This is a genomic window from Yoonia sp. (genome assembly GCF_965660735.1).
Lineage (GTDB): Bacteria > Pseudomonadota > Alphaproteobacteria > Rhodobacterales > Rhodobacteraceae > Yoonia.
The window spans coordinates 1-13,835 of record NZ_CBFIBD010000057.1 but is presented as its reverse complement, the minus strand read 5'-3'; the positions used below and the strand labels follow the sequence as shown (position 1 = coordinate 13,835).

Below are 13,835 nucleotides of genomic sequence, written 5' to 3'. Positions count from 1 at the left end.
CTCGAAAGAGGCGAGTCATGTGCGGCCCACGTGCGGCCCAGCTTAATAGCACACACAGATCTATTGGCTTAAAATGCATCTAAGTCATTGATTTTAATGGTGCCCCCACACGGACTCGAACCGCGGACCTACTGATTACAAATCAGTTGCTCTACCAGCTGAGCTATAGGGGCACTGGGCGGGCGTCTAGCATCGGGTCAAGGGGTTGGCAAGATGGTTTGGATAGAACCGGATGGTGTTTCTTTGCGAAAAAAAATTTTGCCACCTATCCGTATATCCGACAATCCGACTTGATGCAGTCGCAGGACCGGGCGCAAACCCGAAGCGCCACTTTTGTCGGCCTGTGTTGTCCCGGCTTAGCCGCGCCAGCTGCGGATTGGCCCACAATCCATATGGACGAAGTTCGATCTGCTATATCGTCCGACACCACCAGCGCGACATGCCAGCGCAGCACTGGCCATCTGTGCTGTCGAACGGCTTTGCAGGCGCAGATCTGCGGCTTGACCGCTCATATGCAGGGAATTCCGTGCCACACCAGCGGAATTCTTGCGCAGCATTGCATTGGTTTGAGGCGATCTGTAACCCGACAGCATCATATAAGGTTCATCGACCTCCATCAGATTGCGCGCGGCAGACATGATGTCGATGGTGCGCAGATCAATCTGGATGGCTTCGCTTGTGCGCCAGTCGCGCATGAACATGTTGATTTCCTGAATAGCTTCGGGAATGTATTCACCCTCGATCCAATAGATCGTATCGACCCGTTCGCCGGTCCGGCCGGAAAACATTGCGATGCGTCTGATATCACCGGCACCGCGCAAAAATCCGGCTGCATTGGCGAATGTTGGTGCGGCGGTCACCGCCGTTGCTGCAAAAGCACCCAACAAACCGCGTCTGGTCATCCCCGAGGAATTCTTTTTTGTCATAGTGTAGCGCCTGTCCTGTCGCCTCTTTGTCCCGCTGTTCCGCGGATTTTGCACCATATGCCTTGGCTGTGGTTTTTATGGCATACTTCGAATCATTGACCAAGACTGTTTACCGCGACACCGGTTAATGATCTGGAAATCGGCGAAATCCTGCGCAAGAGGCACTGTTTAAGACGCGGGACAGCAACACCTAAAATCTGATTTCAGGTCGTCGTTGCAGTTTTGCATGGACACGGATCAGGTAAGGATATTGTTACTCGTGCGTGCGACATGTCGCGTTATGCTCTTTTGTGGACCTATCAGCAGGATTTGATTTTTATGCGTTTTAGTCGGTTATTTGGCAGAGATTTACGACCATATCTGGCGGTTTGGCTGGTGATTTTGGCGCTTGGCCTTGCATCGGCTGTGGCTGCCCAGACACAGGTGACCGAATTCCGGCAGGCGGTTGCCCAGGCGGCGGCAGATGACCCAGATCTGGTTGCATTTTACAGGGCGCGCGATTTCAACGGTATCTGGACTGATGACCGCAATCGACGCAACGCAATCCTTGCGGCATTCTCGGCGGCAGGTGATCATGGCCTTCCTGCGGATCGTTATGATGCCGACGCGGTGATCGACAGGTTGCGCAGGGCCGGCACGCCCGCAGAGCAGGGCCAGGCCGAAGTGGCGTTAAGCCGGCTGTTTCTGCAATACGCACGCGATGTCCAGACCGGCATGCTGGTTCCTTCCCGTATTGATCCAAATATTCACCGTCAGGTGCCGTACCGGTCGCGGTTGGCAACGCTCGAGGCGTTTGTCAAATCCAACCCGGCCGGATTTCTGCGTGCGCTGCCGCCCGCCGCGCCCGAATATACACGCTTGATGCGCGAAAAGCTCGCGTTGGAGCGTTTGCTGGCTGACGGAGGGTGGGGGCCGACCCTTGTCAGTCGCAAGCTGGAGCCCGGCAATAGTGGCCCTGCTGTCGTTGCGCTGCGCAACCGGTTGATCAGCATGGGATATCTGGGACGGACGGCGTCACAGACCTATGACGCCGACATCATGGCAGCCGTGCAGCAGTTCCAGCTGGCGCACGGCCTAAATCCCGATGGCACGGCCGGTCCTTCGACATTGGCAGAGATGAATGTCGAGCCTGCCGCACGGCTGCAGTCTGTTATTGTTGCAATGGAACGCGAACGCTGGATCAACCGGCCGCGCGGCGAACGTCATATCTGGGTCAATCTTGCCGATTTCAGCGCGCAGGTCATCGACAATGAGAATGTCACCTTCGCGACCCGGGCCGTCATCGGGGCCACCGCAAGTGACCGGGTCAGCCCGGAATTTTCGGATGTGATGGAGTTCATGGTGATCAACCCCAGTTGGTATGTGCCGCGCTCGATCATCACCAAAGAATATCTTCCGATGCTGAAAACCAACCCCAATGCGGTCAACCAGCTGATCATCACGGATTCCAGCGGTCGCCGGGTCGACCGTGCCGCAGTTGATTTTACATCCTACACCGAAAGCAGCTTTCCGTTTTCAATGCGTGAACCGCCCAGTCAGGGGAATGCATTGGGGCTGGTCAAATTCATGTTTCCCAATCGCTATAACATCTATTTGCACGATACCCCCGCCAAAAGCCTGTTCCGTCGCGAGACACGGGCCTTTAGCCACGGGTGTATCCGTCTGAATGATCCGTTCGACTTTGCCTATACCCTGCTTGCCCGACAGGTTGCGGACCCAGAGGCGTTCTTTCAATCCCGCCTGCGGACAGGGCAGGAACAACGTGTTGATCTGGAACGGCCGGTGCCGGTGCATCTGGTGTATCGCACGGCCTATACCAAAGCGGACGGGCGCACCCAGTTCCGCCGCGATATCTATGGCCGCGATGCGAAAATCTGGCGCGCGCTGGCCCGTGAAGGGGTAGCAGTTCGCGCCGTTCGGGGATAAATCTGGCACCGGAATATGATCCGGGGGCATGATGGCACATTCAATCGCAGAGATCGCAGCCGCATTGGGCGCGCAAGCCCTCGGTGCTATCAACATTGTGGTGGACGGAGCGGCAGAGCCTGCCGCCGCCGGGCCCGGGGATCTGGCCCTGGCGATGACACCCGCCTACGGCCATGCTCTGGCTTTGGGGCGTGCCCGCGCCGCCGTCATCTGGCCGGGTGCCGATTGGCAGGCACTGGGACTGGAGGCAGCGATTATCGCGCCGCGGGCCCGTTTGGCGATGGCCGGGCTGACGCGCATGCTGGACCGGCCTTTGGACGGGTCGGGGATAGACCCGCTGGCATCTGTGCATCCGACAGCCATAATCGGGGCGGACGTGACCATCGGCCCGTTTACAGTTGTCGGAGCAGGGGCCGTCATTGGTGCGGGCAGTTGGATTGCTGATCAGGTCAGTATCGCGGCTGGCGTGAAGATTGGCGAAAGCTGCCAGATACACGCCGGGGTGCGCCTGCAACGGGGGGTGTCTCTTGGCAACCGTGTGATCCTGCAACCAGGCGTGGCCATCGGCGGCGACGGGTTTTCCTTTGTGACTGCCGCCCCCTCGAATGTTGAACTTGCACGCGAAACACTGGGGGCTGTTCCGCTTGTTGCGCCACAGGACCCGACCTGGCACCGGATCCATTCACTGGGCGGGGTCGAGATCGGCGATGATGTGGAAATCGGCGCGAATTCTACGGTGGATGCCGGCACAGTCCGCGCGACCCGTGTGGGCCGGGGCACAAAGGTCGATAATCTGGTGCAAGTGGGGCATAATGTCATTTTGGGCGACCATTGTCTGCTTTGCGCGCAGGCCGGTATCGCCGGGTCCACTGTGATTGGCGACCGCGTGGTTGTCGGTGGCAAGGCGGGTGTCGCCGATAACCTGTCGGTGGGCGATGATGTGGTTCTTGGCGGTGGTTCGGTTGTGCTGTCGCATGTGCCCAGCGGGCGTGTGATGATGGGTTATCCCGCAACCAAGATGCAGACGCACCTTGAAAGCTACAAGGCGCTGCGCCGCCTGCCTCGCTTTTTGCGACAGATGACAAAGCGTTAATTAGCTGTTTCAAACAGCTGCCAGAATGACTAGATCGATAATGAAACAGGACAGGCAAGCCGGATGAAAACCCAACAGCAAGTGATTGCGATTATTGCCGAACAGGCAATGCTAGAGCCGTCGGACGTGTCACTTGACAGCACATTGGCCGATCTGGGCATTGACAGTCTGGGGCTTGTGGAAAGCATCTTTGCGATTGAGGAATGTTTCGATATCTCTGTGCCGTTCAATGCCAATGATCCCAGCGAGAGCGATTTCGACATATCATCTGTTGCAACAATCATTTCAGCGGTTGAGCAGATCCGCGCGGCGCAGGGCAAATAGATGCACCGTGTGGTCATCACCGGCGCCGGGACGATAAACCCGCTGGGGGCCGACGTTTCCACCACGCTGGAGGCCATGCGCGAAGGGCGCTGCGGGATCGGGCAGCTGGATATTCTGGATGTCGATCGTCTGTCGATCCAGATCGGCGGGCAGATCAAGGGCTATGATGAAACGACGTATTTCAACCGCCAGCAAATCGCGCTTTATGACCGGTTCACCCAGTTTACCCTGTTGGCCGCGCGCGAGGCGATCAGTCAGTCGGGGCTGACGTTTTCGGGGGCGCTGGCGGATCGGTCGGGTGTGATTTTCGGCACCTCCGGCGGCGGGTTGAACACGCAGGACGAAAATTATCGTGCCGTATATCAGGCGGGCAAGAACCGGGTGCATCCTTTTATCGTGCCCAAGCTGATGAATAATGCCGCCGCGTCGCATGTGTCGATGGAATGGAACCTGCGTGGCCCGTCCTTTACGGTGGCGACGGCGTGCGCCTCATCCAACCACGCGATGGGGCAGGCATTCAACATGGTACGCTGCGGCATGGCCACGGCGATGGTGACCGGCGGTTCCGAGGCGATGTTGTGCTTTGGTGGGATCAAGGCGTGGGAGGGGCTGCGGGTCATGTCGCGCGATGCCTGCCGCCCGTTTTCAGCCACACGCAACGGCATGGTGCAAGGTGAAGGGGCAGGGGTTTTCGTGTTCGAGGAATATGAACATGCCCGCGCAAGAGGGGCCGAGATACTGTGCGAGGTGATCGGCTTTGCCATGACGTCGGATGCATCCGATATTGTCACCCCCTCCAAACAGGGTGCCGCGCGGGCGATCGCCGGTGCCATCAGCGATGCGCGCGTTGCCAGGGAAGACATCGGTTATATCAACGCCCACGGCACGGGCACCGCTGCAAATGACAAGACGGAATGCGCTGCGGTTGCCGATGTGTTTGGCGCACACGCCGATGCGCTGATGATCTCTTCAACGAAATCCATGCACGGGCATCTGATCGGTGGGACCGGCGCAGTGGAGCTTTTGGCCTGTATCATGGCCCTGCGCGATGGCGTGATCGCACCAACCATCGGTTTTGAAGAACCCGACCCTGAATGTGCGCTTGATGTGGTGCCGAACGTGGCGCGCGACGCAAAGGTTGATGTTGTGCTGTCGAACGCATTTGCCTTTGGCGGGCTCAATGCGGTGATCGCCCTGAAAAAACACTAGGGCCACGCCCTGGAGTTTTCGCAGTGAAGGATGCAAGGCGGTCAGGTGCCCGACCGCCTTTCATATTTATTCGCGGGCTTCCAGACCGTCATAACCGGCGGTGAACCCTGCCAGTGAAACTGTCAGGATCACCTCCTCGGTCGGGGCAGCGGCGGGGACCAGTCGCAGCGTTGCCAAAGCACCGCGTTTGAACTGATCCACTTCGGCTTGGGTAAAGCCGATGCGCGCGATGCAACCACCGGCATTGCAGAACGAAAATGGATACCGGCGTGCCTCGCCGCCGTCCACGGCCAGCGTCAGTTGTTGTGGCAAAAGCGTTTCAAGTGGCGCCACGATTGTCGCACCCGCGATCGCACGCGACCCCTCTGGCAAACGGAACAGGCTCAGTTCTGCAACCGGCGCATCATTGGCATCGGTCAGAAGTTGGTAAAGGCTACAGGGGTCTTCCTGGCCCTCTGGTGCCTTTTGGCAACGCTGTGCCCAGTCCCCAAATGAACCGGCAACATAAGTTTCGCCCACCTGCGGGCCGGTTGGCTGGCCCAAGCTCAGCTCTTCGGCGGGATCTGCCGGAGCATCCGCCTCCTGGGCTGTTGCATGGGCCCCCTGCACCAGCAAGGTTGCGACCAAAAATGATTGTAGCATGCGACGCATGGATATCTTCCTTTCGTTTCTTGTCCCGGCGATTAGCAGACTGATGCTGCCATGTCAGGTCAAATACAGGATGTATCGGCTGGGTTTCGCTTACCTTTTCGTGATGGGCGGCGAAAAAAAAGGACCCGTATAGGGCCCTTTTCTGTTTTTCTCCCTGTCGGACTTGGCCGACGAATTGACGGAACGCTACGCAAAGCGAAAGAGCCCGTCAACAGCAAAAAATATGTGTTCATGCAGCGGCCCTTAGGGGGCTGATCAGAAAAAACCGTGCCCGAAGGCACGGCAGGTTCAACAAGGAAGGAATAGGTCGCCCCCGTGTAAGGGCCGACAATCTTTACTCTGGCATCGTTTCGTTAAGAATGTATCTCTAGCAGACGAAAAAATTGGGCGAGGTGACGGAAAATGGCAGATCAGATGTTCATCGGTGGTGGGGGCGATGGTTATGCTGTGCCGCAGTATCTACTCTTCGACAAGGCGAACCGGCACGGGTTGGTTGCGGGCGCCACGGGCACCGGCAAGACGGTGACGCTGCAAATCATGGCAGAAGGGTTTTCTGCGGCTGGCATTCCGGTGTTCCTGTCCGACATCAAAGGCGATCTGTCTGGGCTGGCTGCCGCCGGATCGGCGGCCTTTAAATTGCATGATGCCTTTGCAAAACGGGCGGCGACCATCGGGCTAGACCTGCAATATGACAGCTTTCCTGTCACCTTCTGGGATCTTTTCGGAAAGCAGGGCCATCCGATCCGGACGACCCTCGCGGAAATGGGGCCACTGCTTTTGTCGCGGCTTCTGGACCTGACCGATGTGCAGGAAGGTGTGATGAACGTGGCCTTTCGGGTGGCTGACGAACAGGGGCTGCCGTTGCTTGATCTGAAGGATTTGCAGGCGCTGCTGGTCTGGGTCGGACAGAATGCGCAGGAACTTTCACTGCGCTATGGCAATGTGGCGACGTCATCGGTGGGGGCGATCCAGCGGCAACTTCTGGTGCTGGAAAACCAGGGTGGTGCGGCGCTATTCGGTGAACCTGCGCTGGAACTGGCCGACATGATGCGCGTCAAGGATGGCCGGGGCGAGATCAACATCCTTGCTGCCGATCAACTGATGGGGTCCCCACGGCTTTATGCGACTTTCCTGCTTTGGCTTTTGTCGGAACTGTTCGAGGAGCTGCCAGAGGTCGGTAACCCTGACAAACCCAAGCTGGTGTTTTTCTTTGACGAGGCGCACCTGCTGTTTGATGGCGCGCCCAAGGCACTGGTGGATAAAGTCGAGCAGGTCGCCCGCCTGATCCGGTCCAAAGGGGTGGGCGTTTATTTCGTGACGCAAAACCCCGGCGACATTCCTGACGATGTGCTGGGACAATTGGGCAACCGGGTGCAGCATGCCTTGCGTGCCTTTACCGCCAGGGATCGCAAGGAATTGAGAACCGCCGCCGAAACCTATCGCGACAACCCCGCCTTTGACACCGCAGAGGCGATCCAGCAGGTCGGCACCGGCGAGGCAGTGACGTCGTTTCTGGACGCCAAGGGTATTCCTTCGGTGGTCGAACGCACTTTGATCCGCCCGCCGTCGTCGCAGCTTGGCCCGATCGATGCGATCACGCGTCAGACGATCATGGCCGCGTCAGACATGGCGGGGAAATATGATGCGGCCATTGACCGCGATAGCGCCCATGAGATGCTGCTGGCGCGCGCCGCCGCAGCCGCAAAAGAAGCCGCAGAAGCAGAGGCGCAAGAGGCCGCGCTGGAAGAGAAAGAGCGGGAATTCAAAGCAGCCCGCCGTTATGATGGCGGGCGCACGACAGAGCGATCGGCATCGCGAAAGGCGTCGTCACAAGGCGGATTTGGCGAGGCGATCGCATCGGTTGTCGTCAAGGAACTGAAAGGCACGACCGGCCGCCGCATTGTGCGCGGGATACTGGGGGGGTTATTTCGCGGCCGCTAGGGCAGGGTGGGTCATGACCCACCCTGTGCGCAGGGCTATTCGCCGATCGCCACCCCTTCGCGCCGCGGGTCGGCCCCGCCGGACAGGCTGTCACCAATCGCGATGGCATGCAGGCCAGAGTTCAGATCACGCAGATTGACCTCATATCCCAGTGCGCGTAGCGGCGCCTCCAGCGTTGTTCGGGCGCTGCCGGCCTCGACATCGTAGGTGCCAAAACGGTTGACCAGATGGCCGCCGGTCAACGCCTGCTGCACATCCATGCCCCAGTCGATATGGGCAATGATGGCCTGTGCCACATAGCCGATGATCCGGCTGCCGCCGGGGCTGCCGATTACCAGCACCGGGGCACCGTCGCGGGTAACAATGGTGGGGGCCATGGATGATCGGGGCCGTTTTCCCGGTGCGATCCGGTTCGCGATGGGATAGCCGTTTGCATGCGTGGCAAAGGAAAAATCGGTCAATTCGTTGTTCAGCAGAAAACCCCGCACGAACAGCCGCGAACCAAACCCGTTCTCGATGGTCGTGGTCATCGACAGGGCATTGCCATAGCTGTCCACGATGGAAATATGCGAAGTCGATGGGAATTCGATGCTGGCATCATCCCCCCAGATCATCGCGTGGTCCCAAGTGGGGTTGCCGGGCGTGACCTCTGGCAGGGCATCATCGCCTGCCAGCAGGGCTGCGCGGTCGGCCAGATAGGCCGGATCAACCAGCCCCTTGGTCGGCATTGGCACAAAATCGCTGTCGGCCATGTACCGCCCCCGATCCGCAAAAGCCAGCCGGGACGCATCCCCGATCAGCCGCCATGTCGCGGCATCTGCGGGATCCGAGATGTCATGATTGTTCAGCATCCCCAGAATCTGCCCCACGGTCAGCGCGCCCGATGATGGCGGCCCCATGCCGCAGACCTCATACACACGATACGTCACGCAGACAGGGTCACGTGCGACCACGTCATAAAGTGCCAGATCAAGCGCGGACAGCACACCGGGGTTGCCTGCGGCGGTGCGCACGGTTGTCACGATGTCGGCGGCAATCGGTCCGGTGTAAAACGCATCCGTGCCATGGGCCGCGATCTGGCGCAGGGTGTCGGCATAGGCGGGGTTCCGCAGTGTGTCACCTGCGGCAAGGGCCGTGCCGCCGGGAAAGAAATACGCAGCGGTAGACGCAAAGCGTTGCAGGCGTTCGGCGTCGCCTGCAATCGATTCAGCCATACGTGGTGACACGGCGAACCCGCCTTCGGCCAGCGCGATGGCTGGCGCAAAAAGCCCGGTCCAATCGGCTCGGCCCCAGCGCGTGTGCGCCTCTTCCATCAGTTTTGGCGTGCCGGGTGTACCAACCGAAAGCCCGCCGACGACCGCATCAAAAAAGCCCAGCGGTTCGCCGTTTTCATCCTGAAACAGTGTGGGGGTTGCGGCCAGCGGCGCAGTTTCGCGCCCGTCAAGGGTGGTCATCGTGCCGGTTGCGGCGTCATACCAGACCAGAAACGCACCTCCGCCCAGTCCCGACGACTGCGGCTCCACCAGCCCCAGCACGCTTTGCACGGCGATCATCGCATCCGCCGCCGTGCCGCCCTGCGCCAGCACATCAGCCCCCGCTGCGACTGCCAGTGGGTTGGCGGCAACCACCATCCAGTCATCGGCGCTGACGGGCACCCCGGCTTGCTTGGCGGAAAGCCCGGCGCGGGCGGCCTCTGAAAGTCCTGCAAAGGCGCCTGTGGCGGTTGCGGTTTCGGGTGCCACCGTATCGGCGGCCTCTTGGGCATAGGCGGGAACAGCAAGGCAAAGCGATAACAAACAGGCGGGCAAAAAATGGCGCAATGTCATGATAACCTCTTTGATTGGATCAAAAGGTCAGGATTGCCCCGCTTTGCATCAAAGGCAAGTGCGATGTCACAGCTTGCGGATCTTCAGCGTCGCGATCCGGTTCTCTTCCTTGCTGATCACCTCGAACCGGAATCCGTGGAACGAAAACACCTGTCCCTCGACGGGGATCATCTGTGCCTCATGGATCACAAGCCCGGCAACGGTATTTGCCTCGTCATCCGGCAACGACCAGTCGTGCGCACGGTTCAGGTCGCGGATCGTAACGCTGCCATCGACGACATACGCGCCATCCGCTGTCGCGGCGATCTGAAGCGTTTCATCTTCGTCGAATTCATCGGCGATCTCGCCCACGATTTCCTCCAGGATATCCTCGAGCGTGATCAGCCCTTGCAAGCCACCATATTCATCCACCACCAGCGCAAAATGGGTTTTCCGTTTCAGGAAATTGCGCATCTGCTCATCCAGCGTCGTGGTTTCCGGCACGAAATAGGGGGGCATTGCCACCTGCATGATGTCGAACTCCGCCAGTTCCCCCGCGTCCAGCGTGCCGTCATTCAGCAGTTTGTGCATCGCGCGCAACAGGTCTTTGGCGTGGATGACCCCGACAATGTTTTCGTGATCGTCGCGGTAAAGCGGCAGGCGAGTATGCTGGCTTTGCAGAATTTGCGCCAGAATATCCTGTGCAGGCAGGGTGGCATCCACCATTTCAATGCCGGAGCGGTGCAACATGACCTCTTCCACAGCGCGTTCATTCAGGTCCAGCGCGCCAAGGATACGGTCGCGATCTTCCTTTTCCACGACGCCTTCGGAATGTCCCAGTGACAGGGCACCGGCGATTTCTTCGCGCACCGCCAGGATATGGCTGTCAGGATCGGTCCGAACGCCGAAAACAAACAAGACACCGCGCACGAGGGCGCGCACCGCCGTGACAAGGGGGGAAAACAGCAGGATAATCAGACTGATTGGGGCCGACACCCGCGACGCAAAGCTTTCGGGATGTGTGATGGCAAGGGTTTTTGGCAGCACCTCGGCAAAGATCAGCACCAACAGTGTCATGATCAGCGTGGCGGCGGCCACACCGTTACTGCCAAACAGCTTGGTCAGCACGGCAGTGGCCAGCGAGGTAGCCAGAATATTGACGACGTTATTGCCCAGCAAGACGGACCCGATCAGCCGCTCATTGTCTTCGGTGATCTTGAGCGCGCGTTCAGCGCCCTTGTTGCCCTTGTCCGCAGCCGACCGCAATTTTCCCCGCGATGCCGCCGTCAGCGCGGTTTCTGACCCCGAAAAGAACCCGGACATGACCAGCAAGGCAAGAATGGCCGCCGCAGTAATCCAAAAGGCGACGTCGAATGTGGCAGGTTCCATCAGGATCTTTCAAATGCAGTTTGCAGGATTATGGGGTCTTGCACAGGTGCGTTCAAGACTTGGGTTTGCGTGACAGCGGATGGTGGTCCATGACCAGTTCCGTCAGGCGGGCATCAAGCACGTGGGTGTAAATCTCGGTTGTGGAGACATCGGCATGGCCCAACATCATCTGGATAGACATCAGGTCGGCCCCGCCGGCCAGCAAATGCGTGGCAAAGGCGTGACGCAGCGTATGCGGCGTGACCTTGGCAGGGGAAACGCCGCCTGCGACGGCAAATTCCTTGATCAGGCCAAAAAACCTATGCCGTGTCAGATGGCCGGCCTTGCCGCGGGACGGGAACAGAAACCGTGACGCCGGGTGGCCCTGCTTGCGCGCGATGTCTTCGGCCTGATCGCGTTCGGCCAGATAGGCGGCCAGCGCCTTGCGTGCGGGTGGCGACAGCGGCACCAGACGTTCCTTGCCGCCCTTGCCCCGCACCAGCAACATCCGCGGATCGCCCCGCGCGGCGGACACGGGCAGGCTGACCAGTTCGGTCACCCGCATCCCCGTGGCATAAAGCAGTTCCATCAGGCAACTGTTGCGCAGCGTGTTCCTGGGGCTGCGCCGGGCCGCATCGAGAAGCCTGTCAACCTCGGTAATATCAAGCGTCTTGGGCAGGCGCTGCGCACGGCCCGGCCCTTTGATCTGGATGGCGGGGTTGTCGGTGCGCCAGCCTTCTTCGAATGCGAAACGGTAAAGCTGCTTGATCGCGGAAAGGCGGCGCGCACGGGTTGATTTTGCAAGGCCCTGGGCCTCGCAGTGGATCAGGTAATGTTCAACGTCATCGCGGCTGGCGGTTGCGTAATGAAGTGACTTGGCGGTCAGCCAACCTGCGAAATCCGTCAGATCGCGGGCATAGGCGGTCTGGGTATTGACCGCTGCATCCAGTTCTGCGGCTTGTGCCTCGAGGAAGGCCTGTATCCAGTGGGCCATCGGGTTTGATGTCACGCTCATGCCGGCCTGTCCAACAGCACCATTTGCAGCGCGGCACGGCGGGCCACATCCTCCAGTCCGACGGTGCGAAACAGCGCCAGTGCATCGGTCAGCGCACGCATGTCACCGGCCTGACCCTGATGAAACAGGGTTATGCCACGCAAAAGCGCCTCGCCCAGCTTGCCTTCCCGGATCAGCCTTTGCAAACGCTGCGGGGGCAGCGCACCGTTAAAGGCTTGTTGGATGGCCAGTTCGCGGGGTGACGTCACCCTGATGTCTTGCGGGACACCGCGCGCCAGAGCGATCAGGAAAGGGTCGTGATCGCCGCTCGCGGCATTGATGGCGAATGTTTCATAGTCCGGGGACAAAAGACCAAGAATGAGCCCCAGATCGCGGGCGGACCCGGTCAGGTCAATACCCTGCACGGCAGGGGCATAAAGTTTGGCAAACGGGACTTCCGTGCGGGCATCCTGCATCGCCGCCCATGCATCAGGCAGGCTTTGCGAGATGGCGATTGGGTCACGCGCGGTCGCGGCCCTGTCGAAACGCTGCACGGCCGCGACCCTGTCCCAGACCCCGCCAGACGCTGCCGGCGTGCGCGCAGTATAAATCCGCTGCAACAGGTTTTCCGAAATCGCCCCATGCCGGGACAGCCGTTCAGCCGCGTCAAGCTGGGCTTTCCATGCCGTCGTTGTCCTTAGGTCTGCATGGGCAAAGCCCAGCGGTAAATTGGTGGTGACCAATGCCTCTCCGATGGCTTCATGCATCCGAAAATTCAGCGGCGTGACGCGGACCGGGCGTGGTAGCGGTGGATCGCCCTCGAACAGATCAGGGTCCAGAAAGCGGGCTAGCAGCATCTCTTCTGCGGGGGTGATATCGCCCAGTACACGGTGGGTGTTCAGCGTCAGGGCCGCCGCGTTCCAGTCACCATTGCGGGCCAAACAGAAAATACGTGCGCCATACGTCGGCGAGACGGATGGTTTTTCGCCCATGACACGACAGGCGTCATCCTCGGTGCCGGTCAAAAGCGAGGCATCGAACCAGCGCCGGAACAGTGGTGCGGTATCGGGTTTGGCCTGTTCGATCAGCGCCTTGGCGGGTTCGACCGCGCCAAGGTCCAGCAATGTATCGACCCGGGCCAGAAAAAGAGCGTTGCCTGTCCCGGCATCCTTTGGCGGGTCGGCCTCTGCCAGCATCAGCACCTTCAGGAAATCGCGCACGGCCGGCAAGCTGTCGCGCTGTTCGGCCTGCAACAGATCGACAAGGGTTTGTTCATCACTGGCCGTCCAGATCGTGCGGGGCAAACCCGTGACCCGGCCAGGCAACAGGCCGACCGGATCCTTCGAGGGGCGGGCAAGCGGCGTGACCGTGATCTGCGGCACGTTTGACCCCTGCGAAACCGGTGGCTCTGCGCGCGCCATCGGTTTGACGCTTTGGGAAAGCCATTCGATCGCGGACAGCGGTTCTTGCAGCGCGGGTTGCGCCGCGACAGGACCTGTCAGACAGCACAAGATCGCGGACCCCAGCCAGCAGGGCGCCTTAATTTGTGTCCAGCGTAACAGGGCGCGATACCTCTTGGGTCGGGGCCGCAAAATCGG

General features: G+C 59.9%; 11 protein-coding genes and 1 tRNA gene. 5 read left to right on the top strand and 7 right to left on the bottom strand.

The window, feature by feature from the left end; genetic code table 11:
* Positions 1-97 precede the first annotated feature (97 nt).
* Positions 98-173 (bottom strand) — tRNA-Thr (locus tag ACTG4B_RS14670).
* Positions 174-356: 183 nt separating this feature from the next.
* A complete protein-coding gene (locus ACTG4B_RS14665) occupies positions 357-926 on the bottom strand; it encodes a YcbK family protein (RefSeq protein WP_439156445.1) in 570 nt (189 codons plus the stop codon).
* A gap of 318 nt (positions 927-1,244) precedes the next feature.
* Here ACTG4B_RS14665 and ACTG4B_RS14660 point away from each other — a divergent pair, with 318 nt between their 5' ends.
* The 4 genes from ACTG4B_RS14660 (at position 1,245) to ACTG4B_RS14645 (ending at position 5,478) form a co-directional block, all read left to right on the top strand.
* Complete coding sequence (locus tag ACTG4B_RS14660) at positions 1,245-2,852, top strand: L,D-transpeptidase family protein (protein WP_439156444.1); 1,608 nt, start codon at positions 1,245-1,247, stop codon at positions 2,850-2,852.
* A 31-nt stretch (positions 2,853-2,883) separates the two neighbouring features.
* Entirely contained in the window at positions 2,884-3,945 is a 1,062-nt protein-coding gene (lpxD, locus tag ACTG4B_RS14655; protein ID WP_439156447.1) for a UDP-3-O-(3-hydroxymyristoyl)glucosamine N-acyltransferase, read from the top strand.
* Positions 3,946-4,008: 63 nt separating this feature from the next.
* Positions 4,009-4,269: an acyl carrier protein gene (locus ACTG4B_RS14650; protein ID WP_439156443.1), complete on the top strand. Its 261-nt coding sequence runs from the start codon at positions 4,009-4,011 to the stop codon at positions 4,267-4,269.
* Positions 4,270-5,478, top strand: coding sequence for a beta-ketoacyl-[acyl-carrier-protein] synthase family protein (locus tag ACTG4B_RS14645; RefSeq protein ID WP_439156442.1), 1,209 nt, complete (start codon positions 4,270-4,272; stop codon positions 5,476-5,478).
* Between the two features lie 66 nt (positions 5,479-5,544).
* Here ACTG4B_RS14645 and ACTG4B_RS14640 read toward each other — a convergent pair whose 3' ends face one another.
* Positions 5,545-6,129, bottom strand: a complete 585-nt coding sequence (locus ACTG4B_RS14640) for an invasion associated locus B family protein (protein WP_439156441.1) — start codon at positions 6,127-6,129, stop codon at positions 5,545-5,547.
* A 402-nt stretch (positions 6,130-6,531) separates the two neighbouring features.
* Between ACTG4B_RS14640 and ACTG4B_RS14635 the strand changes: the two genes are divergently transcribed.
* On the top strand, positions 6,532-8,070 hold the full coding sequence (locus ACTG4B_RS14635) for a helicase HerA-like domain-containing protein (protein ID WP_439156440.1): 1,539 nt from the start codon (positions 6,532-6,534) through the stop codon (positions 8,068-8,070).
* 35 nt (positions 8,071-8,105) lie between these two features.
* Here ACTG4B_RS14635 and ggt read toward each other — a convergent pair whose 3' ends face one another.
* From ggt to ACTG4B_RS14615, 4 genes are all read right to left on the bottom strand, one after another.
* Entirely contained in the window at positions 8,106-9,896 is a 1,791-nt protein-coding gene (ggt, locus tag ACTG4B_RS14630; RefSeq protein ID WP_439156439.1) for a gamma-glutamyltransferase, read from the bottom strand.
* A gap of 66 nt (positions 9,897-9,962) precedes the next feature.
* Positions 9,963-11,264, bottom strand: a complete 1,302-nt coding sequence (locus ACTG4B_RS14625; RefSeq protein ID WP_439156438.1) for an HlyC/CorC family transporter — start codon at positions 11,262-11,264, stop codon at positions 9,963-9,965.
* A gap of 52 nt (positions 11,265-11,316) precedes the next feature.
* Positions 11,317-12,258, bottom strand: coding sequence for a site-specific tyrosine recombinase XerD (locus ACTG4B_RS14620; protein WP_439156437.1), 942 nt, complete (start codon positions 12,256-12,258; stop codon positions 11,317-11,319).
* Positions 12,255-13,832, bottom strand: a complete 1,578-nt coding sequence (locus ACTG4B_RS14615; RefSeq protein WP_439156446.1) for a hypothetical protein — start codon at positions 13,830-13,832, stop codon at positions 12,255-12,257. The genes ACTG4B_RS14620 and ACTG4B_RS14615 overlap by 4 nt, the downstream gene beginning before the upstream one ends.
* Positions 13,833-13,835 lie beyond the last annotated feature (3 nt).